Source organism: Novosphingobium sp., from assembly GCF_041915465.1.
GTDB lineage: Bacteria > Pseudomonadota > Alphaproteobacteria > Sphingomonadales > Sphingomonadaceae > Novosphingobium.
Map to the genome: position 1 here is coordinate 1 of NZ_JAYSBK010000048.1, position 23,447 is coordinate 23,447.

The 23,447-nt window shown below is 64.8% G+C and carries 23 protein-coding genes; 11 read left to right on the top strand and 12 right to left on the bottom strand.

The genetic code is table 11. The features are described from left to right. Positions 1-70: 70 nt before the first annotated feature. The 5 genes from ACE3SN_RS09815 to ACE3SN_RS09835 form a co-directional block, all read right to left on the bottom strand. Positions 71-388, bottom strand: coding sequence for a DUF3617 domain-containing protein (locus ACE3SN_RS09815; RefSeq protein WP_374529596.1), 318 nt, complete (start codon positions 386-388; stop codon positions 71-73). A gap of 209 nt (positions 389-597) precedes the next feature. Next, complete coding sequence (locus tag ACE3SN_RS09820; protein WP_374529597.1) at positions 598-1,506, bottom strand: Hsp33 family molecular chaperone HslO; 909 nt, start codon at positions 1,504-1,506, stop codon at positions 598-600. After that, the gene (gene argF, locus ACE3SN_RS09825; protein ID WP_374529598.1) at positions 1,503-2,429 is read right to left on the bottom strand and encodes an ornithine carbamoyltransferase; all 927 of its coding nucleotides are present in this window, start codon (positions 2,427-2,429) and stop codon (positions 1,503-1,505) included. Before argF ends, ACE3SN_RS09820 begins: the two co-directional genes overlap by 4 nt. Continuing rightward, entirely contained in the window at positions 2,429-3,619 is a 1,191-nt protein-coding gene (locus ACE3SN_RS09830) for an aspartate aminotransferase family protein (RefSeq protein ID WP_374529599.1), read from the bottom strand. Before ACE3SN_RS09830 ends, argF begins: the two co-directional genes overlap by 1 nt. Positions 3,620-3,756: 137 nt before the next feature. Further along, a complete protein-coding gene (locus ACE3SN_RS09835; RefSeq protein WP_374529618.1) occupies positions 3,757-4,539 on the bottom strand; it encodes a cold-shock protein in 783 nt (260 codons plus the stop codon). 345 nt (positions 4,540-4,884) lie between these two features. Here ACE3SN_RS09835 and ACE3SN_RS09840 point away from each other — a divergent pair, with 345 nt between their 5' ends. From ACE3SN_RS09840 to ACE3SN_RS09855, 4 genes are all read left to right on the top strand, one after another. Further along, entirely contained in the window at positions 4,885-5,316 is a 432-nt protein-coding gene (locus ACE3SN_RS09840) for a TIGR01244 family sulfur transferase (protein ID WP_374529600.1), read from the top strand. A gap of 1 nt (position 5,317) precedes the next feature. Continuing rightward, positions 5,318-5,740 (top strand): hypothetical protein, encoded by a 423-nt coding sequence (locus tag ACE3SN_RS09845; RefSeq protein WP_374529601.1) that lies wholly within the window; start codon positions 5,318-5,320, stop codon positions 5,738-5,740. Between the two features lie 3 nt (positions 5,741-5,743). Then, a complete protein-coding gene (locus tag ACE3SN_RS09850; RefSeq protein ID WP_374529602.1) occupies positions 5,744-6,640 on the top strand; it encodes a sterol desaturase family protein in 897 nt (298 codons plus the stop codon). A gap of 74 nt (positions 6,641-6,714) precedes the next feature. Next, positions 6,715-8,295: a GMC family oxidoreductase gene (locus tag ACE3SN_RS09855; RefSeq protein WP_374529603.1), complete on the top strand. Its 1,581-nt coding sequence runs from the start codon at positions 6,715-6,717 to the stop codon at positions 8,293-8,295. A gap of 269 nt (positions 8,296-8,564) precedes the next feature. On the opposite strand, the gene ACE3SN_RS09860 is transcribed toward ACE3SN_RS09855, so the two are convergent. The 3 genes from ACE3SN_RS09860 to glpX all read right to left on the bottom strand — a co-directional run bounded on the left by ACE3SN_RS09860 (position 8,565) and on the right by glpX (position 11,412). After that, a complete protein-coding gene (locus tag ACE3SN_RS09860) occupies positions 8,565-9,347 on the bottom strand; it encodes an inositol monophosphatase family protein (RefSeq protein WP_374529604.1) in 783 nt (260 codons plus the stop codon). A gap of 1 nt (position 9,348) precedes the next feature. Continuing rightward, positions 9,349-10,284, bottom strand: coding sequence for a ribose-phosphate pyrophosphokinase (locus tag ACE3SN_RS09865; RefSeq protein WP_374529605.1), 936 nt, complete (start codon positions 10,282-10,284; stop codon positions 9,349-9,351). A gap of 144 nt (positions 10,285-10,428) precedes the next feature. Beyond that, a complete protein-coding gene (gene glpX / locus ACE3SN_RS09870; protein ID WP_374529606.1) occupies positions 10,429-11,412 on the bottom strand; it encodes a class II fructose-bisphosphatase in 984 nt (327 codons plus the stop codon). Between the two features lie 164 nt (positions 11,413-11,576). On the opposite strand from glpX, the gene ACE3SN_RS09875 reads away from it, so the two are divergent. Next, positions 11,577-12,035 (top strand): hypothetical protein, encoded by a 459-nt coding sequence (locus ACE3SN_RS09875; RefSeq protein WP_374529607.1) that lies wholly within the window; start codon positions 11,577-11,579, stop codon positions 12,033-12,035. An 18-nt stretch (positions 12,036-12,053) separates the two neighbouring features. On the opposite strand, the gene ACE3SN_RS09880 is transcribed toward ACE3SN_RS09875, so the two are convergent. Further along, positions 12,054-13,364, bottom strand: a complete 1,311-nt coding sequence (locus ACE3SN_RS09880; protein ID WP_374529608.1) for a homoserine dehydrogenase — start codon at positions 13,362-13,364, stop codon at positions 12,054-12,056. Between the two features lie 96 nt (positions 13,365-13,460). Then, positions 13,461-14,312 carry a hypothetical protein gene (locus ACE3SN_RS09885; protein ID WP_374529609.1) on the bottom strand — a complete coding sequence of 284 codons (852 nt, stop codon included), beginning with the start codon at positions 14,310-14,312 and terminating at the stop codon, positions 13,461-13,463. Between the two features lie 339 nt (positions 14,313-14,651). Between ACE3SN_RS09885 and ACE3SN_RS09890 the strand changes: the two genes are divergently transcribed. The 4 genes from ACE3SN_RS09890 to ACE3SN_RS09905 all read left to right on the top strand — a co-directional run bounded on the left by ACE3SN_RS09890 (position 14,652) and on the right by ACE3SN_RS09905 (position 17,295). Further along, complete coding sequence (locus ACE3SN_RS09890; RefSeq protein WP_374529610.1) at positions 14,652-15,305, top strand: energy transducer TonB; 654 nt, start codon at positions 14,652-14,654, stop codon at positions 15,303-15,305. A gap of 70 nt (positions 15,306-15,375) precedes the next feature. Beyond that, the gene (locus tag ACE3SN_RS09895; RefSeq protein WP_374529611.1) at positions 15,376-16,155 is read left to right on the top strand and encodes a MotA/TolQ/ExbB proton channel family protein; all 780 of its coding nucleotides are present in this window, start codon (positions 15,376-15,378) and stop codon (positions 16,153-16,155) included. A 123-nt stretch (positions 16,156-16,278) separates the two neighbouring features. Next, positions 16,279-16,812: an ExbD/TolR family protein gene (locus ACE3SN_RS09900; protein WP_374529612.1), complete on the top strand. Its 534-nt coding sequence runs from the start codon at positions 16,279-16,281 to the stop codon at positions 16,810-16,812. A gap of 33 nt (positions 16,813-16,845) precedes the next feature. Beyond that, the gene (locus ACE3SN_RS09905) at positions 16,846-17,295 is read left to right on the top strand and encodes an ExbD/TolR family protein (protein WP_374529613.1); all 450 of its coding nucleotides are present in this window, start codon (positions 16,846-16,848) and stop codon (positions 17,293-17,295) included. Between the two features lie 122 nt (positions 17,296-17,417). Here ACE3SN_RS09905 and ACE3SN_RS09910 read toward each other — a convergent pair whose 3' ends face one another. Beyond that, positions 17,418-19,889 carry a ligase-associated DNA damage response DEXH box helicase gene (locus ACE3SN_RS09910; protein ID WP_374529614.1) on the bottom strand — a complete coding sequence of 824 codons (2,472 nt, stop codon included), beginning with the start codon at positions 19,887-19,889 and terminating at the stop codon, positions 17,418-17,420. Positions 19,890-20,024: 135 nt separating this feature from the next. Here ACE3SN_RS09910 and ACE3SN_RS09915 point away from each other — a divergent pair, with 135 nt between their 5' ends. Together ACE3SN_RS09915 and ACE3SN_RS09920 are read left to right on the top strand one after the other, a co-directional pair. After that, on the top strand, positions 20,025-21,308 hold the full coding sequence (locus tag ACE3SN_RS09915) for an MgtC/SapB family protein (protein ID WP_374529615.1): 1,284 nt from the start codon (positions 20,025-20,027) through the stop codon (positions 21,306-21,308). A 206-nt stretch (positions 21,309-21,514) separates the two neighbouring features. Next, complete coding sequence (locus ACE3SN_RS09920; RefSeq protein WP_374529616.1) at positions 21,515-21,982, top strand: hypothetical protein; 468 nt, start codon at positions 21,515-21,517, stop codon at positions 21,980-21,982. Between the two features lie 5 nt (positions 21,983-21,987). On the opposite strand, the gene pgmG is transcribed toward ACE3SN_RS09920, so the two are convergent. Continuing rightward, positions 21,988-23,406, bottom strand: a complete 1,419-nt coding sequence (pgmG, locus tag ACE3SN_RS09925) for a phosphoglucomutase/phosphomannomutase PgmG (protein ID WP_374529617.1) — start codon at positions 23,404-23,406, stop codon at positions 21,988-21,990. Between the last annotated feature and the right edge of the window lie 41 nt (positions 23,407-23,447).

Here is a 23,447-nt window from a genome sequence, read left to right on the forward strand (position 1 = left end):
CGGCCCAATCCATCGCTGTCATGCTGCATGGCGCTAGGGCTAGCCGCTCCCGCGCGCAGTGGCAACCGCCTCAGCCCGGACAGTCCCCGACCCGGCGCGCCTCCGCCGAAAAATCGAACGGCAGCCCTTCGGCGATGCCCTGAGTTTCGATCTGGACGAGCCGGTTGGTTTCGCGGCGGATGTGCGTGCGGCCATAACCTCTACCCCGGCAGGTGTATTGCACGGTCACTTCGTTCGGGCTGTCTTGCACGATGAAGCGGTCGCAGTCGCTGCCGGGGTGGCGCAGCTGGATCAAACGGCGACCGTTGGGCAGGCACAGCCGCTCTGTCGCCGCCCCTGGCTCGCGCGAGCGCAACTCCCAGCGCCCCGAATCCAACTGATCAAGCATGGCCAGTTGCGGTCCCTGACCGACTGCGGGCGCAGCAAAGGCCGCCGCAACAGCGGCCGTTATGACGGCAATGCGCAGAGCCTTCTTCCCCAACGGATCACATCCTGAATCTTCGCGTTCCGGGCACACATTGGCACCTGCGCTTCGCGACGCTTGTAACACAGCGACTCACTGCGACCAAGTGTGCCGTTCTATCGATGAACCGTTGCTTAAGCCGAGATTTCGAAGATCCGGGAGCAAAAAGCGCAGTCGACCTCGATGAACCCGCTTTCGCTGCGCATCTCGGCAAGGTCTTGCGCCGGGAATCGGGCCAGGATCGACTGGTAATGCTCGATCGTGCAGCGGCACCCGCGCGACAGTGCCGCGCCCGGCTGGATTCGCACTTCGTCTTCCTCGTGAAACAGCCGCCAGACCAGGGCTTCGAGCGACAAGGTTCCATCGACCAGTTCATCGTGCCGGGTGCTGCCAGCCAAGGCCGCAACATGTTCCCATTCGGGATGGTCCATCTTGACGTGGTGCCGCTCGCGCCCCTCTTCCCCTTCGGGGAGGTGCTGCACCAGCAAGCCGCCGCCGACGCAATGCTGGCCGTCTGAACGCACACCCACACGGATCAGCGTCGGCACCTGCTCGGACTGCGCGAAGTAGGACTGACACGCTTCGGCCAGGGATCCGCCTTCAAGCGGGACAATGCCCTGATAGCGCTGAGCTGTGGTGGCGAGGTCGAAGGTAATCGCAAGATAGCCCTTGCCGAACAACGCGTGGAGCGACGGGTTCGCGCCGAGCATGGCCAGACGCTCTGCATCATGGCGGACATAGCCGCGCAGTTCCCCGCCCCTGAAATCGCAGACCAGCAGGTCAACGATCCCGCCTTCGGTCTGGGCCTGCATGGTCAGCTGGCCCTCGCCGTCCTTGAGCAGCGATCCGATCAACCCGGTTACCACCAGCGCTTCGGCGAGCAGATGCTTGATCGCCGGCGGATAATCATGCGCCGACAGGATTGTCTCCAGCACCGCCCCAAGGCGCACGACCCGCCCCCGCGCATTGCGCGAGGGCAGGGTGAAGCCCAGGATCCGGTCGAAGCCGGTTTCGCCTTCGGAAATCGGACCGGGTTCGCTCACAGCTGACCGAACACCCAACGCAGCACGCTCTTCTGGGCATGGATGCGGTTTTCCGCCTCGTCCCAGACGACCGACTGCGGTCCGTCGATTACCTCGTTGGTCACCTCTTCGCCGCGGTGCGCCGGCAGGCAGTGCAGGAACAGTGCATCACCCTTCGCTGCTGCCATCAGCGCCGAATTGACCTGGTAGGGGGTCATCGCGGCAATGCGCGCTTCCGCACCGGTCTGACCCATCGAAATCCAGGTGTCGGTGACGACGACATCGGCGCCCGCCACCGCCTCGCGCGGATCGCGCGTGAGCGTGATTTTCGCGCCCAGTGCCTGGGCCTGCGCGATAAAGCCGGGATCGCTTTCGTACCCTTCCGGCACGGCGATGCGGACGTTGAACTTCATCAGCCCCGCGGCCTCGACAATCGAATTCAGCACATTGTTGCCATCGCCAAGCCAGGCCACTTCAAGTCCGGGTAGGGCCTTCCCATGCTCGATCACGGTCAGGAGATCGGCCATGATCTGGCAGGGGTGCGATTGATCGGTCAGCCCGTTGATCACCGGAACGGTAGCGAAGCGCGCCAGTTCCTCGATCTTGGCGTGATCGTCGGTCCGGATCATGATCGCATCGGCCATGCGGCTGAGTACCCGCGCGGTATCGGCGATGGTCTCGCCGCGACCAAGCTGGGTCACACCGGCCTCCAAGATCACTGCGCTGCCGCCAAGCTGGCGCATCGCCATGTCAAACGACACGCGGGTGCGGGTCGAATTCTTCTCGAAGATCATTGCCAGCACGTGGCCGGTAAGCGGCGCATCGGCATCGACGCGCCCTTTGGGCAGGTCCCGACGCGCAGCCTTGCGGGTCAGCGCATCGTTGAGCATCACGGCGACCGCATCGCCGCCGGCGTCGGTCAGATCAAGAAAGTGCCGGGTCATCATACCCCCTCCGGCGGCTGATAGCTTGCCGCCCCAGCCGAGAGCTTTTCAAAGAATTCGTCGATATGCGCGTCGTCGATCACCAGCGGCGGCACCAGCCGCAGCGTGTTGTCGCCGGCCGCCACGGTCAGCAGCTGGTGGTTGTCGCGCAGATGGCCAACAAAGGCCCGCGCCTCGTGCGTCATCTTGATGCCCAGCATCAGGCCCATACCGCGCACCAGTACGAACAGGTTCGGATAATTGCCGATGAACTGTTCGAGACGCGAGCGCAGGCGCTCGCTCTTGGCGCGTACGTCGGCCAGGAAGGCTTCGTTTGCCACCGCGTCGAGCACGGCTTCGCCCGCCGCCATGGCCAGCGGATTGCCGCCATAGGTCGAGCCGTGCGTGCCGATCACCATCCCGCGCGCGGCCTTCTCGGTCGCGAGGCAGGCGCCAACCGGGAAGCCCCCGCCCAGGCCCTTGGCCGTCGCCAGCACGTCGGGTTCGATGCCGTACTGTTCGTAGGCGTACATCGTGCCCGAACGCGCCACGCCGCACTGGACCTCGTCCAGCACCAGCAGCAGGTCATGCTCGTCAGCCAGCGCCCGCAGACCCTTCATGAACTCCGGCGACGCCGGGCGGATGCCGCCTTCACCCTGCACGGGTTCGACCAGGAAACCGGCCGTGTTCGGACCGATCGCAGCCTTGGCGGCTTCGAGATTGTCGAATTCGACGTACTTGAAGCCCTTAAGCAAGGGCAGGAAGCCCTTGTGCATCTTCTCCTGGCTGGAGGCGCTGATGGTCGCCATCGTCCGGCCATGGAAAGCGTTGTTGAAGGTGATCAGTTCGTACTTGTGATCGTTGCCGACGCGGCTGTGATAGGCGCGCGCGGTCTTGATCGCGCATTCCACCGCCTCGGCGCCCGAATTGGTGAAAAACACCGTGTCGGCAAAGGTCAGGTCGACCAGCCGCTGGGCCAGGCTTTCACCCTGGGGGCTGCCATAGAGATTCGAGACGTGCATCAGCGTTGCAGCCTGACGCTGGATCGCGCCGATCAGGCCCTCGTGCGAATGGCCGAGGATGTTCACCGCGATGCCGGCCGCAAAATCGAGATATCGGCGCCCGTCCTCTCCGATCAAGTGACAGTGTTCACCGCGCACCGGCCGGAAGCCGCAGCGGGGATAGACTGGCATGAGCGGAGTAATCGACATCGCTTCAATCCTTTGAAATTTCGGGCCCGGCGGAATCGAAAACGACAAATGGCGGCCCGCCGGGACCGCCATTGCCGTGTCATTTAAGCTGCTCGCGAGGCTGCGGTCAAACCCGACCGCAGCCAGTCGCCGGCTGGTCAATCCTGACGCGGCACCAGGTTGACCGCCGAGTACTTGCCTCGTCGATCGACTTCGATGTCGAATTCCAGACGGTCGCCTTCGTTGAGGCCGGACATACCCGAACGCTCGACAGCACTGATGTGTACGAAGGCATCGGGCTGGCCGTCATCACGGGTGATAAAGCCGAAGCCCTTCATCGAGTTGAAGAACTTCACAGTGCCAGTGGCGCGTTCGCCGGTCAGCTGACGCTGCGGCGCTTCGACGCGCTTGGCGACCGGAATCACGTCGCCCACGGCTTCGAGATCGCTGGCGGACACCTTGCCGCCGCGATCGACCAGCGTGAACTTGAGCTGCTGCCCTTCGGCGAGACCTTCAAGCCCGGCGCGTTCGACCGCGCTGATGTGGACGAACACGTCCTCACCGCCGCCATCCTTCTGGATGAAGCCGAAGCCCTTCGCCGCGTTGAAAAACTTTACGGTGCCGGTGCCTTCGCCGACTACCTGGGCCGGCATGCCGCCGCCGCGCGGGCCACCGAAGCCGCCACCGCCGCCGCCCCGCGGACCGCCGCTGAAGCCGCCACGGTCACCGCCACCGAAGCCGCCGCGGTCACCACCGCCAAAGCCGCCACGATCGCCGCCGCCATAACCTCCGCGTCCGCCACCGCCAAACCGGTCGCCGCCGCCGAAACGGTCACCACCACCAAAGCGGTCACCACCGCCAGCGAATGGATCAAAGCCTTCTTCGCCGAAACCGTCCCGCTTGTCACGGCCACGGCCGCGACGTCCACGATCAAAACCCATAAACTCGAACGTACCTTCGTTTCGCCCCACGCTACACAGCCCGGCGGCGCGGACGAATCGCACCGGACGACAGACAAAACGGCTGAGGTAGCCCCTCCTCTGCAATTCCCGTGATATACGAACAAAGGCCATAAGGCGAACAGAATCATTCACAGTCCAGGCAAAGCCATGTCGGCGCTTGGTTGTGTGACATTTCTGCCATTGGCGAAGAATACGCCGGCGCCCGGGAATCCGCCCGATTCCGGACAAGGCGCGCAGGCCGCTTGCCACTATGACCGGGTCTTGGCAGACAGGGCGGACAAACCATCCGCCATGACCCGATCGGCCAAACCAGAAGTGATCCCCATGTTCCGCAAGCTAAACGACCGAATCTTCGCCAGCCCCCAAATCACCCTGGATGAAGTGGCCGAGGCGCAGCGGCTGGGCATCGGCCTGATCATCAACAACAGGCCCGAAGGCGAAAGCGACGATCAGACCCCAGGCGACGCGATCGAAGCCGCCGCCAGGGCCGCCGGGATCGCCTATCTTGCGATCCCCGTGACCCACGCCGGGTTTTCCGAAGCCCAGGTAAAGGCAATGGCCGCCGCGCTTGCCGCCAGCGACACGCCCGTACTGGCCTATTGCCGCTCCGGCACCCGCTCGACCCTGCTCTGGGCCCTGGCCGAGGCGAGCCGCGGCGAAAGCCCCGATGCCCTGGCTGCGGCTGCCGCAGGGGCAGGTTACGACGTGACTCCGGTCCGCGCCCTTATGGACATGCTTGCGGCGCGGGAGAGCTGATTTGTTTCACACCGCCCATCAATTGCTCTTTCTGGGGATTCAGCTGGCCATTTCGGTCGCGCTGATTCTTGGCGTCACCTGGATGGCCAGCCGGCTTGGCCTAGGCGGCGACGTGCGCCTGGCGGGCGAGGCAGAGGTGCGCGAACTCGCCGAAGCCTCGGTCTGCGGCTTCGATACGGCCGACCTTGCGATGGACCGGGCCGGGATCGGCGCGCTGGTTCGCGACCGGACTGGGCGGGTCATGCTGCTGCGCCGCCATGGCGCGCAATTCGCCGGACGCCTGCTTGATAGCCATGCCTTTGCCCGGCTGGACCGCAATTTCCTGACCATCGGCAGCGGCGACCCGCACTTCGGGCAGGTCACGCTCGACCTTGGCGACCAGGCGCAAGTCTGGGCGGCCAGCCTGCGCAGGCTGGGAGCCTGAACCATGCCCAAACTTGGTCCGGTCGAATACGCGATCCCTTTCTTCATCCTCGCCATCGTGATCGAAATGCTGTGGGCGCGGCGAAACCGGCCCGAAGCCTATGAACCGCGCGATACGCTGACCTCGCTGGCGCTCGGCACCGGCAGCACCGTGATCAATGCGCTGTTCGCCGGGCTGGTCGCGAGTGCGATGATTTGGCTTTACGAGCACCGCGTGGCGACGATCGGCTGGGCCTGGTGGGCCTGGATCGCCTGCTTCGTGCTCGATGATTTCAACTATTACTGGGCGCATCGCACCGGTCACCGCATCCGCTGGTTCTGGGCAGCCCATGTCAACCACCATACCAGCCAGCATTACAACCTCTCGACCGCGCTGCGGCAGACCTGGACCGGGTTTATCGCGCTGTCGTTCGTGTTCCGGATCTGGCCCGCCTTCATCGGTTTTGACCCGGCGATGATCGTGACGGTGGGCGCGGTGAACCTCGTCTACCAGTTCTGGATCCACACCGAGGCAATCGGGCGCCTGCCGCGCTGGATCGAGGCGGTGATGAACACGCCCAGTCACCACCGCGTCCACCATGCGATCAACCCGGTTTACCTCGACCGCAACTATGCCGGGGTGTTCATCGTGTGGGACCGCCTGTTCGGCACCTTCCAGCCCGAACTCGATGGAACGCGCATTCACTATGGCGTGGTGCGCCAATTGGGCACCTTCAGTCTGATCTGGGCGGCGTTTCATGAATGGGTGGGCATCGCCAAAGACATGTGGAACGCGCCGTGGCGCTACAAGCTGGGCTACCTGCTGATGCCGCCCGGCTGGACCCACGACGGCAGCCGCGACACATCGGACACGATTCGGGCCCGCTGGCAGGAGCGGCACGAAGCCCAGGCAGCGGAATAGGGCCTTTATAGTAGCTTGCACTAATTTAAGCGCACGATTAATCTGCTGCCATAACCAGATTGCGGAGCGGGTGCATGGACGAATTCGACGTAATCGTGATCGGCGGGGGCAGCGCGGGCAGCGCAGTCGCGGGCCGTCTTGCCGAAGATCCCCGTCGCCGGGTCTGCCTGCTCGAGGCCGGCGGGACCAACGACAATGTCCGGGTCAAGACGCCGGGCTTCATGCCGTGGATCCCCAAGGCTTCGAACTACCGCTTCGAAACGGTGCCGCAAAAGGGCCTGAACGGCCGGATCGGCTATCAGCCGCGCGGGCGCGGGCTGGGCGGTTCAAGCGCGATCAACGCCATGCTCTATGTGCGCGGCCACGCCTTCGACTATGACCAGTGGGCCAGCCTGGGCTGCACCGGCTGGGCTTACAGCGATGTCCTGCCCTTCTTCCGCAAGGCCGAGGCGAACGAGCGCGGCGCGGACGAATTTCACGGCGCCGACGGCCCGCTTTCGGTTTCCGACCAGCATTGGCCCAATCCCGGCAGCCGCGCCTTTGTGGAAAGCGCAGGGCAACTGCAACTCGGGATCAATCCGGATTTCAACGGGGCGCAGCAGGACGGCTTCGGGCTTTACCAGGTTACTCAAAAGGGCGGGGAACGGTGGACTGCGGCGCGTGCTTATCTAACCACGCCCCGCCCCAATCTTGCGGTACGCACCGGTGCACTGGTCGAACGGATCGTGGTTGAGAACGGTCGCGCCACCGGTGTTGCGGTGCGCTTTGGCGGCAAGCGCGAAGTGCTGCGCGCGCGCGGCGGCGTGGTGCTTTCAGCGGGGGCCTTCGGTTCGCCGCAGATCCTGATGCTCTCGGGCATCGGTCCAGCCGCGCATCTCCAGGAGCAGGGAATCGCCGTGGTGGCCGATCGTGCTGCCGTCGGCACCGACCTGCAGGACCACATCGACTACGTTCACGGCTGGAAGACCCAGTCGAAGGATTTCATCGGCGACAGTCTGGCAGGCGCATTCAAGATGCTGGGCGCAATCATCGAACATCGCCGCAAGCGCACCGGGATGATGACCACCCCCTTTGCCGAGGCTGGCGGGTTCTGGCGTTCCAGCCCCACCGTGCCTGCGCCCGACATCCAGTATCACTTCGTACCGGCGATGCTGGAAGACCACGGGCGCGAGAGCGTACACGGCCACGGCTTCTCGATTCACGCCTGCGTGCTCCGCCCGGAAAGCCGGGGGACCGTGCGCCTTGCCAGCAGCGACCCAGCCGCCGCGCCGCAGATCGACCCCAACTTCCTCGACGATGACCGCGACATCGCCGTGCTGCGCCAGGGCGTCCGGCTGATGCACCGGATCGTCGATACCCCGCCACTTTCGGCCTATCAGCCTCAGGACCGCCACCCGGTGAACCTCGATGACGATGCCGCGCTCGACCAGCTGATTCGCAGCCGCGCCGACACCGTCTATCACCCAGTCGGTACCTGCCGGATGGGCGGCGACGCGGATAGCGTGGTCGATCCGACGCTCAAGGCGCGCGGGCTGGACGGGCTGTGGGTGGCGGACGCCTCGATCATGCCGCGGCTGGTCTCGGGCAACACCAACGCACCCTCGATCATGATTGGCGAGCGCGCGGCGGATTTCGTGAAGGCAGCGCTCGCCTGAGCCCTAGGCAGCGTGGACAAATTCCGCGCGGTCACGGCTGGAAGCAAAAATCGCCAGTTCAAGGAGGCGAGGTGATGGAATATGTCGATATTTCGAGCCGAGCCGACGCCGAGATGGCAATTTTTGATCCAGCCCCGCAGGGGTTAGGCTGTCAGTGGCCCCGGCAGCGTTGCTCGGCCTTGAGAAAGGCCCACTTTCCCGGCGCCCTCGCGCCTCGCCGGGGCCACTGACAGCCTAACCGTGATCCACGCCGAATTTGTCCACGCTGTCTAGTGGTGACAGGCCAGCGCCTCGACCACGTCGTCGAGCCTGGCCGGATCGCCCAGCGCGAGCACGTGACCGTCGCTCGCGGCGTGGAGCGGCTCGCCGTTCCAGTCGCACATCGTGCCGCCCGCGCCTTCGACCACCGGCACAAGTGCCGCCCAGTCGTGCAGCTTGAGATTGGCCTCGCAGACCACGTCGATGTGGCCCGAGGCAAGCATGGCGTAGTTGTAGCAATCGCCGCCCATCACCATGCGGCGGTGGTCGGTCTTGGCCGCCAGTCCCATGAAGTGCGCGCCGTCATGGTCGTCGAAATAGTGCGGCCCGGTGGTCGCCAGCGCCACTTCCGCCAGCGACGGGCATGGTCGGCAATGGACGGGCTGCCCGTTAAGCATGGTCTGCTGCCCAGTTACCCCGACCCAGCGTTCATCAAGAATCGCCTGGTCGATCACGCCCAGCACCGGCCAGCCTTCGACCACCAGCGCAATCAACGTGCCGAACAGCGGCCGGCCCGCAAGAAAGGCCGTGGTGCCGTCGATGGGATCGAGCACCCAGGTGCGCCCCGACGTGCCGTTGCTGGCGCCGAATTCCTCGCCGTGGACAGCATCGTCCGGCCGCTCGGCCGACAGGATCGCGCGCATCGCCTCTTCGGCAGCGCGGTCAGCCAAGGTCACGGGCGTGGCATCGCCCTTGCGCTCGCTGGTCATCGGGGTGCGGAAATGGGGGCGGATAGCCGCACGCGCCGCATCGGCCAGGCGATGGGCGAGCGCGATGTCGGCGGTGAGGTTCATGTCAGTCGAACAGCGAGCTGACCGAACTTTCATCGGCAATGCGGCGGATCGCTTCGCCGATCAGCGGTGCGATCGTGAGGACCCGAATCCTGTCGGATTCCTCTGCCGCTTCGCTGGCCATGATGGTGTCGGTGATCACCAGCTCCTTGAGCGCGGAGCTGGAAACGCGGGCCACCGCGCCGCCCGAGAGCACGCCGTGGGTCAAATAAGCCGTCACGCTGGCCGCGCCGGCGTCCATCAGCGCCTGGGCCGCGTTGCACAGGGTACCGCCCGAATCGATGATGTCGTCGATCAGGATGCAGGCCCGCCCCTTCACGTCGCCGATGATGTTCATCACTTCCGACTGGCCCGGCTTGTCCCGGCGCTTGTCGACGATGGCGAGCGGCGCATTGTCGAGCCGCTTGGCCAGCGCGCGGGCGCGCACCACGCCGCCGACGTCGGGCGAGACGACCATAAGCGCCTGGCCGCCATAACGCGCCTGGATGTCGGCCGCCATTACAGGCGCGGCGAACAGGTTGTCGGTCGGAATATCGAAGAAGCCCTGGATCTGGCCAGCGTGGAGATCGACCGCCAGCACGCGGTCAGCCCCCGCGGTGGTGATCAGGTTCGCCACCAGCTTGGCCGAGATCGGCGTGCGCGGCCCCGGCTTGCGGTCCTGCCGGGCATAGCCGAAATAAGGGACCACCGCGGTGATCCGCTTGGCCGAGGCGCGGCGCAGCGCATCGATGCAGATCAGCAGTTCCATCAGGTTGTCGTTGGCCGGAAAGCTGGTCGACTGGACCACGAACACGTCTTCGCCGCGCACGTTCTCGTGGATTTCGACGAAGACTTCCTCGTCGGCGAAGCGGCGCACGCTGGCATCGGTAAGCGGCAGTTCGAGATAGCCTGCAATCGCCCGAGCGAGCGGCAGGTTGCTGTTGCCGGCGACGATCTTCATGTGCGCGTATCCCTTCGCTGCCAATTACGCCAAATAGCACACAAAGTGCCTAGCGCCGGGCTCTAGCCAAGCGCTGCGCGATTGCAAGCCAGTGAACAACGCAAATGGTGGATCAGCGCGCCTCCGCGCGCTGGCGCATCGGCATTACTTCGCCTTGCGGTGCTCACCCTTCACCCAGCGAACGGTGCCCGAACTGGCGCGCATCACCACCGTGTGGGTGGTCATGGTGCCGTCCTTGCGGCGCTTCACCCCGTCGAGCAGCGAGCCGTCGGTCACCCCGGTGGCGGCAAAGATGCAATCGCCCTTGGCCAGTTCATCGCGGGTATAGATCTTGTTGAGATCGGTGATGCCCCACTTGCGGGCGCGGGCCTTTTCATCCTCGTTGCGGAACAGCAGGCGGCCGTTGAACTGCCCCCCGACGCAGCGCAGCGCGGCCGCCGCCAGCACGCCTTCCGGCGCGCCGCCCGAACCCATGTAGAGGTCGATCGTGGTGTCTTCATTGGTCACCGCGATCACGCCCGCCACGTCGCCGTCACCGATCAGCACAACGCCGCAGCCCAGGCCGCGCAGTTCGGCGATCAGGTCGGCATGGCGCGGGCGGTCAAGCACGCAGACGATAATTTCGTGCGGCTGCACGCCCTTGGCCGCTGCCACTGCCTTGACGTTTTCGGTCGGCGACTTGGCAAGGTCGATGATCCCCTCGGGATAGCCGGGACCGACCGCGAGCTTGTCCATGTAAACGTCGGGCGCGTTGAGCAGGTTGCCTTCCTCGGCGCAGGCCAGCACGGCTAGCGCGTTGGGGCCAGCCTTGGCGGTGATCGTGGTGCCTTCCAGCGGATCGAGCGCGATGTCGATCTTGGGGCCGGTGCCCTTGGCCCCGCCGACCTTTTCGCCGATGTAGAGCATCGGGGCCTCATCGCGTTCCCCTTCGCCGATCACCACGGTGCCGTCGATTTCCAGATCGTCGAACGCCGCGCGCATCGCCTCGACAGCGGCGTGGTCGGCAGCCTTTTCGTCACCGCGGCCGACCAATGCAGAGGCGGCGATCGCCGCGGCTTCGGTCACGCGAACCATTTCGAGCACGAGAACGCGATCAAGAGCATTGCTGGTGGTGGCAGTGTCGGTCATGGTCTGGAACAGGTCCTGTCTGAATACGTATGTGCAAGCTTGCGTTTGATGCGCTTAGTTTGGCTTAGCCGCGATGTCGAGTGGGCACGCCCGGACCTCGACCATTCAGCCCGGATTAAGTGTGGGGTTGGCCTTTGGACTATTGGCGGAACATGGGGTCCGAAGTGCATTCAAGATCAGTCATTGCGGCATTTCTGGCGCTGGCCTTGGGCGGCGCGCTCGCCCCGCAGGCGCGCGCCCAGAACGATGATCTTGATGCACGCGTGGCCGAACGAATCTCCATCACCCAGGAAATGTACGGGGTCGCCCCTCCCCGGCGCCGCTGCGAATCGAGCGGCGGTGACGATGCGATCGTGGTCTGCGCGCCCGATCGCGGCGAAGACTTGCGCGTCCCTTCGACCGCGGAAACCGATCCCGGGTCGCTGGCGGCGCGGCGCGAACTGGACAATGGAGTGCCGCGCGCACCGCAGCTCGATCGCGGTTCGTGCAAGGGGCAGGCTGGCTGCGTCGTGGGCGGCTGGGCACCGCCGCCGATCTACGCGATCGACGTCAAGGCCATTCCCGAAGCCCCTGAAGGTTCGGACGCGGACAAGATCGCCAAGGGCGAAATGGCCGCACCCTGAGGCCGGCGCAGCTCGCGCCTATTCGCCCAGGATGTGCAGGACCAGCGGTGCCTCGGTAAGGCTGTCCGAACCCTCGAGCAGGCGCAGCGCTTCGTTGACGGCGCTTTCAGGCCCCTCGTGGGTGACCATCGCGACCATCACTTCGCCACCGGTTTCGCCGCCGCGGCCCTTCTGGATCATCGATTCGATCGAAACCCCGGCATCGCGCAGCGCGGCGGTGATTTCGGCCAGCACACCCGGACGATCAGCAACCATGAAGCGCAGGTAGGCCCGGCCGATACGGTGTCCCGTCGCGGCGCGCGGCATCGCCTCGAGCTCGGCCACCGGGACTGAGAACGGCGCGGATACTTCGCCGCGTGCGATGTCGATCAGATCGGCCACAACCGCACTCGCGGTCGGCCCGTCGCCCGCACCCGCACCCTGGAACAGCAGACGGCCCGAGAAGTTGCCTTCGGCGACCACGGCGTTGGTCGCGCCATCGACGTGGGCCAGCGGATGATCAAACGGGACCAGATGCGGCTGGACGCGCTGGAACAGGGCGTGCGCGCCATCGGTGCGCACCGTTTCGGCCATCCCGATCAGGCGGATGACATAGCCCAGCGCGTCGGCCTGGGCGATGTCGGCCGCGCGCAGGCGGGTGATCCCGGAGGTATCGACCCCGGCGAAGTCGACCTTCGCGCCGAACGCGATCGCGGCCAGAATCGAAAGCTTGTGCGCAGCATCGGTGCCTTCGATGTCGAAGGCCGGATCGGCCTCGGCATAACCCTTGGCCTGGGCTTCGGCGAGGACATCGCCAAAATCGCGCCCGGTGTCTTCCATGGTCGAAAGGATGTAATTGCAGGTTCCGTTGAGGATCCCGTAAACCCGCTCGATCTCGTTGGCGGCGGCACCTTCGCGCAGCCCTTTGATCACGGGGATCCCGCCAGCCACGGCCGCCTCGAACTTCAGCGGGACGTGCTTGTCCTCCGCCTTGGCGGCCAGCTCCAGCCCGTGGTGCGCGATCATCGCCTTGTTGGCGGTGACGAAGCCCTTGCCCGCCTCGATCGTGGTGCGCGCGCAGGACAGCGCCGGGCCGTCCGAACCGCCGACCAGCTCGACCACGACGTCGACATCGTCGCGCTCGCCCATCACGACCATGTCGTCTTCCCAGGCGTAGGGCGAAAGATCGACCCCGCGATCCTTGTTGCGATCGCGCGCGCCCACCACGGTAATCTGAAGCGGCCGCCCGGCGCGGCGCGCGATCAGCGCGGCATTCGCTTCAACCAGACGGATGACCCCGGCACCGACAGTGCCAAGGCCGGCAAGCGCAATACGCAGAGGTTCGGCCATTTCATTCCCTTTCGCGCCGCGGCCCTTAGGGGCGCGCCGCGCGGGCGGCAAGGCTTGATGCGCGCAGAGCCCGCTATTGCGCTCGGCGACTTGGTCCTAGCGGCGGGTGCGCGCGCAGGGGCCAAGCTGGTCGAGCACGAAGCGATAATCGATTCCAGCAGCCGCACGGTCGGCCTGGGTGCCAGAGGTGTTGGCCTGACCGGGCAGGACCGGCGGCAGGAAACAGGCCAGGCGGTACCAGGTCAGCGTGTCCCGCACCGGCGCATTGGCGGCATCGCCGACCACTTCAGAAAATGAGACGCTCCAGCGCGGCGGCTGGCCCGGATTGCGGCTAACGGTGATCGCTGCCGGCTCGCCATCGCTGGTCGCGAGGAATATCTGGGTCTCGCTCTCGCCCGCAAGGTTGCCGGGCACGAAGATCACCTCGCGCACGCCCGAAACGCGGCGCGGCGCATCGGGGGCGTTGAGTTCGCCAACGACGCCGCGCAGCCGGGCATCGAGCGACGGATCCCAAAGCAGCTGGGCATCGCGCGCGACGAGTTGCAGTTCACCGGGACGGCCCGGAACGGTTCGCGCGAAGATCACGACGCTCTTCTTCTTGATGGCCGGCGGCTTGCCCTTGGCATCGAGTGGCAGGTCAACCAGATAGCGCAGCTGCTGGCCAAGCCCGGTCGCACCGAAGATCACGGCCTCGGTCCGCGCCTCGATATAGAAGCGGCCCCACCCCGCGCGCACGCCCTGGGCTCTCGCCGGCTCGACCGCTACCAGCTTGCGCGGCTGGGCGCGCACGATCAGCGGCGTGCCATCCGCCAGATCGGCCAGATCGGCATAGCTTGGCGGGGGAGCGATTGGGGCGGGAGCACGCGAATCAGCCGTTGCACCGGTCAAGGGCGCGAGAATCAGCAAGGCGGCAAGGCCCGGGCGGACAAGAGACGAGGTTTTGGGCATTTTGGCTCCGCAGATTTGGCTGGCGGCTCGCGACAGCGCCGCGAAGCGCACAATTCCGTGACATTTTCCTGAGGTTTGACGTTAACGCAAGTGAATCGGCCGTTAATGGATAAAGCGTTGCGCGATACGCGGCTCGTCGCTAAAGCTCACGGAAAACCGGGCCAAAGAACGATAAGGGCTCGCGATCTGGCTGTACGGGCGTCGGGCGCTCGTGTCGTTTCCCGGGTTGACCAACAGGGTGGAAGTTAAGAATTTAGGCGGTCGAATCTTCCCTCGGGCGGATTCGGACGTCGAGTCCGGGCTGTGCCCGGGGGGACTGATTAGGAGTGTTTCGTCTGAATGGCTTACGCTGACCAAGAAATGAGCGGCAATCGCATTGCTGCCTTTGTCGTCGTTGCCTTGATTCACATCGTCGTCGGCTATGCGCTGGTGACGGGTCTGGCCTATGAAGGCGTACGGGCCATTGTGAAGAAGGTTACGACTGTCGACATCAAGAAGGAGGAGCCCAAGAAGGAGCCGCCGCCGCCGCCCAAGCAGCAGGCCGCGCCTCCGCCGATCGTGGCTCCGCCGCCGAAGATCAACGTCAACGTGACGCCGCCTCCGGTGCAGACCGTTGTGACGCCGCCGCCTGTGGCGCCGGTCGTTCCGATCATCGCTCCGCCGGCTCCGGTGGCTCCCCCGCCGCCGAAGTTCCAGCCCAAGCAGCCCCAGCCCAAGGGCCGCTCGGGGGAATGGGTCACGACCAACGACTATCCTTCGCGCGCGCTGCGTGAAGAACGTGAAGGCACGACCCGGTTCCGGCTCACTGTGGGTCCGGACGGGAAGGTCGCCAACTGTGAAATCACCGGTTCGAGCGGTAGCCCGGACCTGGACGAAGCAGCTTGCGCGAACCTGCGTCGCCGCGGGAAATTCGCTCCGGCCACCGACGGCGATGGCAACCCGACCACGGGTTACTATTCGAATGCGGTCCGCTGGCAGATTCCCAAGGACTGATTTTCTAGGATTTTCGGCTCTTACAGGGCCATTGGCTTTCAACTTTTCTTCTTCTTGAGAGGACTACCGCATGTTTATCGTTAACCTTCTGGCCGAAGCTGCCAGCGCTGCTCCCCAGAACAAGTTCGGCATCAAGGAAATGATGTTCCCGGACGGCAACCCGAACTGGATCGCCCTCAGCGTGGCGGCCATTCTGGCGATCATGTCGTTCGGCTCGTTCTTCATTCTGTTCACCAAGTGGTCGGACCAGTCGAAGATCATGAAGCAGTATCGTGAAATGCGCGGCTCGTTCTGGAAGGCTCCGAGCCTCAAGGAAGGCGCCGCCAAGCTCGAAAAGAACAGCGCATGGCGCCAGATCGTCGACGACGGCCTTGCCGCTGAAGACCAGCACAGCAAGATGGTCAACGAAACCGACGCGCACGACTGGCTGCACGGCTCGCTCGCTCGCTCGGAAGCTTCGATCAACGCCCGCCTCGCGGCCGGCCTGCCCTTCCTCGCCACCGTCGGTGCGACTTCGCCGTTCATCGGTCTGTTCGGTACCGTGGTCGGCATCTACCGCGCGCTGATCGCCATCGGCGTCGCCGGTTCGGCCTCGATCGACAAGGTCGCCGGTCCGGTCGGTGAAGCTCTGATCATGACCGCCGTCGGTCTGCTCGTGGCCGTTCCGGCCGTGCTTGCCTACAACTACCTGCAGGCTCGCAACAAGCGCATCGCCGAACTGCTGCAGAGCTTTGCCACCGACGTTCTCGCGAACATCAACTCGAAGGGTGCCGTGAAGCCCGCCATCGTGGCTGCTGCCCCGGCGAAGCCCGCTGCTCCGGCTGCGGCTGCCCCGGCTGCCAAGAAGTAAGTCGCCAGGCCGGTGCCCTGGCCGGGTTCGCCCGGCCACAGGCACCGGTTCCTGACCGGCCACGGGCGTAACGCCGCAAGGCAGCGCCCACCGGCCGGGCCACGCAAGTATAGGATGTAACTCATGGCGATTTCGATGGGCGGCGGCGGCGAAGAGAAGCCGATGTCGGACATCAACACCACGCCCCTCGTGGACGTGATGCTGGTGCTCCTGATCATCTTTCTCATCGCTGTTCCGGTCGCGATCCAGACGATCCAGAAGCTGCACATCCCGATCATGGCCTCGCAGGAATCGAAGGACAAGGTCGAGAACCTGCTGCTGACCGTGAGCACGACCGACGATGCCGGTCGCAGCGCGGGTGACCCGGGCTTCGAAGGCGCGTCGCTGGGCGGCGAATGCCGGATCTATTTCAACAACATCACGCCGGTCGATTCAGTCGAACTGCGTGACATGGCCTTCAAGCGGCTGGACGACATCGTCAAGCGCGCGGGCGGCCCCGAAGCGCTTGTCGCCAACCCGGAACTGGTACCCCAGGTGCACATCCGTGGTGACGTGAACGCTCCGTGGCGCTGCATCGCGGGTGCGATCTACAACGTCCAGATCTCGGGTTACCCGACCGTCGGCTTCATCTCGAACCCGGTCGACCCGAACGGCTGACGCCGTCAGGCCAATTTTCAGGAGTAAAACCTCATGGCAATGTCAGGCGGCAAGGACGATGGCGAGCCGATGAACGAAATGAACACGACGCCGCTTATCGACGTCATGCTCGTTCTGCTTATCATGTTCATCATCACCATCCCGGTGGCCACCCACGCGGTGAACATCGACCTGCCCAACCCGTCGGCTCCGCCGCCGGACGTGATCGTCAAGCGCGACAAGAACAAGCTTGTGATCACCCCGACCGGTGCCCTGCTCTGGAACGGCACACCGCTTGACGGCGGTCAGTTGCTGAGCACGCTGCAGGCGACGATGGCGATCAAGCCGGAACCGGAACTGCAGTTCCAGCCGGACCCGCAGGCCCCCTATGAAGCAGCTGCCCAGGCGCTGAACATCATCAAGGGGTCGGGCGTGACCGCGTTCGGTTTCGTCGGCAACGAACAGTTCTCCGAATTCGGCAAGGCTCCCAACGCTGGTAAGTAACGACCAGCAAGTCTTTCCAAGTCGGAAAATCGGATCAGGGGGTGGAGCAATCCGCCCCCTTTTTCATTCCGGTCAAACCAGCCCAAACCCTGACGCCGAACAGGGCAAACCAGTCGGCCGCTTCACGCAAACCCGGGCTCGCCCCCGAAATCAGCCGGTTCATCTCCTCGCATCGCAGCCCCGGCCAAGCTTTCCGCCTCGAACAGGAGTTCATCGTCGGCGGAACCCTGCGGCATGGCCTCGCGGCCAATCATGACCAATACCGGAACCGCAAGAGGACTGACCCGGTCGAGCACCACGTGCCGAACCTGCGACCCTGCCCGGTCGAGCAACCCCGCAAGTCGGCCAACGTCAGTCATCCGCGCCCGCGCATCGGCCCAGGCGGCATCGATCAGCACATGGTCGGGCTCATACCGGCGCAAGACGTCGTAGATCAGGTCGGTCGAGAATGTGACCTGACGGCCGGTCTTGCGCTTCCCCGGATGCTGGCGCTCGACGAGTCCGGAAATCACCGCAACTTCGCGAAATGCCCGGCGCAGCAGGTAACTGTCCTGCACCCATTCGGCAAATTCATCGGCGAGAATGTCGGGCGAGAGCAAGGCGGCCGGATCATCGATCGGCCGCAGTCCCCAGACGGCCAATGCATAATCATTGGCGACAAAGCCGAGCGGTGCAAGACCGCGATCTTCCATGCGCCGCGTCACCAGCATGCCAAGCGACTGATTGGCCGGCCAGCCCTCAAAGGTATGAAACACCGTGTAATGGCGGCCTTCATGGGGAAAGCTTTCAACCAGCAGCTTGCCGGGAGCGGGCAGCTCGGACCGCCAGTCCTGGACTTCCAGCCACTCCCGCACGTCATCCGGGAACTTTGCCCATCCGGTCCGATCGGCCAGCAGGCCCTGGACCCGCTCCGAAAGGTGCGTGGTCAGCGGCATGCGTGCGCCCATGTAACTCGGGATCGCCCCGGCCCGCCTGGCGGCCCGGACGACCAGCTCAGTCTCGCGCATTGCCTCGACTTCAAGGTCGAGCCCGGCAAAGCGGAATGTCGCCCCGGGCTTGAGGCTCGCGGCAAAGCTCTCTTCAACGCGACCCAATGACCGACCGTTGCGAAAACGCACTTCGACCATTTCGGCGTCCATGATGATCCCGGCGTTGAGCCGGAAGCGCGCAGCATGCTCGGGATGGGTCAATCGCCACAATCCATCGCGCCCCTGAACGATGCGCTGGAAACGATCATAGGCCTTGAGCGCATAGCCTCCGGTGGCCACGAAGTTGATCACCCGCTGCCACAGCGTTTCATCGACCCAGGCATAGGGCAGGGCGCCCTGCACTTCACATAGCAAAGCCTGCGCATCGAAGGGGCCGGCACAGGCCCGCCCCATCACGTGCTGGGCCAGCACATCGAGCACGCCAGGGCGAAAATCCTCTCCATCGCGCTGGCCCTGCTCCACCGCCTCGCGTGCGGCAACCGCCTCGAGAAACTCGAAGCGATTGCCCGGCACGAGCATGGCGCGTGAGGGCAGGTCAAGCCGGTGATTGGCCCGGCCGATCCGTTGCAGCAGACGGGACGAACCCTTGGGCGCGCCCATCTGGACCACCAGGTCGATGTCGCCCCAGTCGACCCCCAGATCGAGACTGGCGGTGCAGACCAGCGCGCGCAGCTCGCCGCGCGCCATCGCCGCTTCGACCTTGCGACGCGCTTCCTTCGAGAGCGAGCCGTGATGAATGCCGATCGGCAAGTGATCCTCGTTGGCATCCCACAGCTTCTGGAAAATGAACTCGGCAAGGAACCGCGTGTTGGTAAAGACCAGCGTGGTGCGGTTCGCCTTGATCGCCTCATAGAGCTGCGGCACCGCCCAGACGGCCGCGTGTCCGCCCCAGGGCACTCTTGCCTCTTGCGGCAAGAGGATCTCGAGCTGGGGCTCAGCGCCCTTTTCGCCCTCCACCAGCGCCACTTCCCCGCCCTGCCCGCCAGGTGCGAGCCAGGCCCGGTAGCCATCGGGATCGGCGACCGTGGCCGACAGGGCGACGCGTTGAAGCTGCGGTGCCAGCGTCTGCAGCCGGCTGAGGGCCAGCGCCAGAAGATCCCCGCGCTTGGTCTGGGCGAAGGCGTGAACCTCGTCGATCACGATGCGCTGAAGCCCGGCGAACAGGGTCTCCGCTTCGGGATAGCTCAGCAGCAAGGCCAACGATTCCGGCGTGGTCAGCAGGACATGCGGCGGGTTCGCGCGCTGCCGCGCCTTGCGGTCCGACGGCGTATCGCCGCTGCGCGTCTCGATTCGCATGGCCAGACCAAGTTCGGCCACCGGCGCGAGAAGATTGCGCTGCACGTCATGGGCCAGCGCCTTGAGCGGTGAAACGTAGAGGGTGTGCAACCCCTCGGGCGCCGGCTCGTCCTTGCGGACCGAAGGACAGAATGCGGCGAGGGTCGGCAGAAAGCCGGCCAGTGTCTTGCCCGCACCAGTGTCGGCGACCAGCAGGGCATGGCGATCCGCCCGGGCCAGACGCAACATATCCGCCTGGTGCCGTCGTAGCAGCCAGCCGCGTGCGGTGAACCACTCGGCCAGCTCTTCGGGAAGTTGCGCGGCAGACATGCAAGGGAATGTGGGATCAGCGCCCGAACTAGGGAAGAGGGAATTGACCGGTACCCCCCAGGAACTGCTGCGGGGAAAGGCGCGGTGCGAAGTTCCCTCTTTCCTGACGCCTGATCGGCTGCCAAACCCGGCAGCATGCAGGGATCCGCAACCCTTAGTTACGGCGAATTGTCCGGCATCGGTATCGCCTTCGCACTAGGACTGCTGGTGGGGATCCAGCGCGGCTGGGCGTTGCGGAGCGAACCCGCCGGAAGCCGCTTTGCCGGAATTCGCACCTTTGGCCTGCTGGGACTGGCTGGCGGGATTGCCGGAGCATTGCAGGCCCGCGCGGCTGGGGCAGCGCTGGTCTTGCTGGTGGCCGGAGCCGCCCTGGTGCTGATGGGATACTGGCGCTCGACCCGGCGCGACGGCCGCAAGGCCAGCATCAGCGGCACGGCCAGCCTGACCGGGCTGATTACGCTGGCCGCCGGCTTTCTGGCGGGCAACGGCGAGTTCGCGCTTTCCAGCGCGGTTGCCGGGGTAACTTTGATCATTCTGGCGATGCGCAATCAGCTCCATCACTGGCTGCGCCACATCGACGAGCACGAAATGATGGCGATCGCCCGCTTCGCGCTGATCGCGCTCGTCATCCTGCCCCTGCTCCCCGACACGCCCTATGGCCCCTACGGAGCATGGCGACCGCGCCAGTTGTGGCTGGTGGTGGTGATGGTTTCAGGCTTCTCTTTCGCCGGTTACGCCGCGGCACGGCTGCTTGGCCCCTCGCGCGGCGTGCTGGCGACATCGGCCGCGGGTGCGCTCGTATCGTCAACTGCGGTCACTGCTTCGCTGGCGGGCAAACTGCGCGACGGCAGCGGCGATTTCGCAATATGCAATGCCGGCGTTGCCCTCGCTTCGGCAGTGATGTTCCTGCGGATCATGGTGCTGACGGGGGCACTGGCACGCTTTGCCCTGCCGACGCTGGCAACGCTTGCCGGTCCCGGCATGATCGTCAGCCTGATCGCCACGGTCGCCATTCTGCGCAGGCGCAGCGGCACCCCTGGCGCAACAGTCGAAGAAGTGCCCGTCCGCAACCCCTTTGCAATTGGTCCAGCGCTGGCATTGATGGGCCTGACCATGGTCCTGACCGTCATCGCGCGCTGGATGCTGACCCTTTATGGCGACGCGGGACTTGCGACAGTGCTTGCAATCTCTGGTGTGGTCGATGTCGATTCCGCAACGATTACCATGGGCAACCTGCCCCCCGGCACGCTTGACCCCAAGATCGCCGGGCTGGTGCTGATGCCGCCGTTTGTGCTCAATTCCATCTTCAAGAGCGCGACCCTGGTGAGCATCGCCGGCTGGCGACAGGCTTGGCCAGGGGCGTGCGCCATGCTGGGCAGCGTCGCCGCATCGGGCCTGGCACTGTTCTTCGTCCTGTGAAGGGCGAGCAGGGCGATTTATTCCAGATTGGATCTAAATCGCTGCCATAGTGCAATGAGTTCGCATATTGATACAGCTTTTCAATATCTTAAATAATGACCGGCGCTCCGCGTTCGGTCGGCATTGGGGGGAGTTCTCGTGGTTACCCCTAACCGGGTTTGTTAACTTCAGTATACCGGCGCGTTCTGTCCGGACTGGAGATTGCAATGAACATGCTCTCATCGATGGCCGGGACTGTGGCCCTTTCCCAGCTCGAACAGTGGGCGCTGCAATGCAACGAAGTGCCCGACTCCAAGCTGCCCCGCGCCATCCTGGAAGTTTGCCAGATCATCGCCGATGAACAGCCCAGCGCGAATCTTGCGGAACAGGTTGCCCGCAAGCGCTCCGTGTTCGAAAGGATTGCGATCGGTGACAATCTGGGCGCGATCCGCGCAATGATCCCCGCAGGCTTTGAAGTGGAAATGCTTGGCAAGCGCGGCGGATCCTTCGCCATCATCAAGAACCTCAACGGACTCGATGCCCGCAGTGCAGGGCTCACACGCGAAAAGGCGTTGCTTGGGGCCGTTATCCAGCTTGCCATCCGCCAGTCATCGGGAGAACGGATGATGATGTTCGGCAAGGCTCCTGCCGGCGAAGGCTTGACGCAAGGGCCGGATTCGCCGCTGGCGGCCTAAGCCCGTCAATGCCCGGCCTGCGGTCCTCGCTTGAGGCCCGAGGCGGCGAGTTGCTGGTCGATCTGGGCAAGGAGCCGGTCAAGCCCCGCCTGGTCATCGCTTTCCGCGCGCGCAACCAGCACGTCCTGCGTGTTCGATGCTCGCAGCAGCCACCAGCCATCCACGGTCGACACGCGCACGCCGTCGGTTGCATCGACATCCGCGCCCGAACCCGAAAGGCGGGCCTTCACCTCGTCAATCACGGCGAATTTCCGGCTCTCATCGACCTGGAAGCGCAGTTCCGGCGTATTGACCAGCGCCGGCATCGCTCCGCGCAGTTCGGTGACGGTCTTGCCCAGCCGCGCCGAGGCGGCAATCAGGCGGACCGCTGCATAAAGCGCATCGTCAAAGCCATAATACTGGTGCGCGAAAAACACGTGCCCGCTCATTTCCCCGGCCAGCGGCGCGCCAACCTCTTTCATTTTGGATTTGATCAGGCTGTGCCCGGTTTTCCACATAAGCGGATGGCCACCAAGCTTTGAGACCCGGTCGAATAGAGCACGCGATGCCTTGACGTCCGCGATAATCGTGGCTCCGGGCACCTGGCGAAGGAGGTCCTCGGCGTAGATCATGAGCAACTGGTCGCCCCAGATCACGCGGCCTTCGCCGTCGATCGCGCCGATCCGGTCGCCGTCGCCGTCGAAGGCTATTCCGAAATCGAGCGACTTGGCTGCGACCAGCTTGCGCAGGTCCGTTAGGTTCTTCTCCTCGGTTGGGTCCGGATGATGGTTCGGGAACGTCCCATCCACTTGGGTGAAGAGAAGATGGTGTTCGCCAGGCAGCTTTTGCGCCAGCAGTTCGAGGGCGGGGCCGGCGGCCCCGTTGCCCGCGTCCCATCCGATCCGAAGCGCGGAGAGCCGATCCTTCCCGATCCCGTCCAGCCCCTCGATCATCCGATCGACATAGGCGTCGATGATCTCGCGGTGCTCATTGCTGCCCTCTCCAGAGAGGCCGCTGCGATCGGCCCAGGCCCCGCTGGCGGCCAGCCTCCCCAGTTCCTGGATATCGTCACCGAAAAACGGTCGACCCTGGAATACCATCTTGAAGCCATTGTAATTGGCGGGATTGTGGCTGCCGGTTATCTGAATGCCGCCCTGCACATCTTCCATTGAAGCTTCGGCATAATAGAGCATCGGGGTGGGGCCGAGCCCGACGCGCACGACATCGACTCCGCTGGCATTGAGCCCTTCGACCAGCGCCTGCTCAAGCATCGGTGAACTGGTCCGGCCGTCATACCCAACCGCAACCCTGGTTCCGCCCGCCTTGCGCAGCAGCGTGGCAAAGCCGCGACCGATCGCCCGCGCGTCCTCTGCCCCCAGCGTTTCGCCGATGATGCCGCGAATGTCGTATTCGCGCAGGACAGTGGAGTGGAATTGATGGGTCATTTTCGCTCCAATTCTTGCCGCTCGATCCGCGCGATCAGGAG

Excerpts from the sequence above, each read along its gene's own strand:
- ACE3SN_RS09880 (WP_374529608.1), bottom strand. The coding sequence starts at position 13,364 with ATGGCCGAACCTCTGCGTATTGCGCTTGCCGGCCTTGGCACTGTCGGT.
- ACE3SN_RS09895 (WP_374529611.1), top strand. The coding sequence starts at position 15,376 with ATGTTTATCGTTAACCTTCTGGCCGAAGCTGCCAGCGCTGCTCCCCAG.
- ACE3SN_RS09865 (WP_374529605.1), bottom strand. The coding sequence starts at position 10,284 with ATGAAGATCGTCGCCGGCAACAGCAACCTGCCGCTCGCTCGGGCGATT.
- ACE3SN_RS09860 (WP_374529604.1), bottom strand. The coding sequence starts at position 9,347 with ATGAACCTCACCGCCGACATCGCGCTCGCCCATCGCCTGGCCGATGCG.
- ACE3SN_RS09840 (WP_374529600.1), top strand. The coding sequence starts at position 4,885 with ATGTTCCGCAAGCTAAACGACCGAATCTTCGCCAGCCCCCAAATCACC.
- argF (WP_374529598.1), bottom strand. The coding sequence starts at position 2,429 with ATGACCCGGCACTTTCTTGATCTGACCGACGCCGGCGGCGATGCGGTC.
- ACE3SN_RS09910 (WP_374529614.1), bottom strand. The coding sequence starts at position 19,889 with ATGTCTGCCGCGCAACTTCCCGAAGAGCTGGCCGAGTGGTTCACCGCA.
- ACE3SN_RS09835 (WP_374529618.1), bottom strand. The coding sequence starts at position 4,539 with ATGGGTTTTGATCGTGGACGTCGCGGCCGTGGCCGTGACAAGCGGGAC.
- ACE3SN_RS09900 (WP_374529612.1), top strand. The coding sequence starts at position 16,279 with ATGGCGATTTCGATGGGCGGCGGCGGCGAAGAGAAGCCGATGTCGGAC.
- ACE3SN_RS09815 (WP_374529596.1), bottom strand. The coding sequence starts at position 388 with ATGCTTGATCAGTTGGATTCGGGGCGCTGGGAGTTGCGCTCGCGCGAG.
- ACE3SN_RS09830 (WP_374529599.1), bottom strand. The coding sequence starts at position 3,619 with ATGTCGATTACTCCGCTCATGCCAGTCTATCCCCGCTGCGGCTTCCGG.
- ACE3SN_RS09885 (WP_374529609.1), bottom strand. The coding sequence starts at position 14,312 with ATGCCCAAAACCTCGTCTCTTGTCCGCCCGGGCCTTGCCGCCTTGCTG.
- ACE3SN_RS09905 (WP_374529613.1), top strand. The coding sequence starts at position 16,846 with ATGGCAATGTCAGGCGGCAAGGACGATGGCGAGCCGATGAACGAAATG.
- ACE3SN_RS09850 (WP_374529602.1), top strand. The coding sequence starts at position 5,744 with ATGCCCAAACTTGGTCCGGTCGAATACGCGATCCCTTTCTTCATCCTC.
- ACE3SN_RS09915 (WP_374529615.1), top strand. The coding sequence starts at position 20,025 with ATGCAGGGATCCGCAACCCTTAGTTACGGCGAATTGTCCGGCATCGGT.
- glpX (WP_374529606.1), bottom strand. The coding sequence starts at position 11,412 with ATGACCGACACTGCCACCACCAGCAATGCTCTTGATCGCGTTCTCGTG.
- ACE3SN_RS09920 (WP_374529616.1), top strand. The coding sequence starts at position 21,515 with ATGAACATGCTCTCATCGATGGCCGGGACTGTGGCCCTTTCCCAGCTC.
- pgmG (WP_374529617.1), bottom strand. The coding sequence starts at position 23,406 with ATGACCCATCAATTCCACTCCACTGTCCTGCGCGAATACGACATTCGC.
- ACE3SN_RS09855 (WP_374529603.1), top strand. The coding sequence starts at position 6,715 with ATGGACGAATTCGACGTAATCGTGATCGGCGGGGGCAGCGCGGGCAGC.
- ACE3SN_RS09890 (WP_374529610.1), top strand. The coding sequence starts at position 14,652 with ATGGCTTACGCTGACCAAGAAATGAGCGGCAATCGCATTGCTGCCTTT.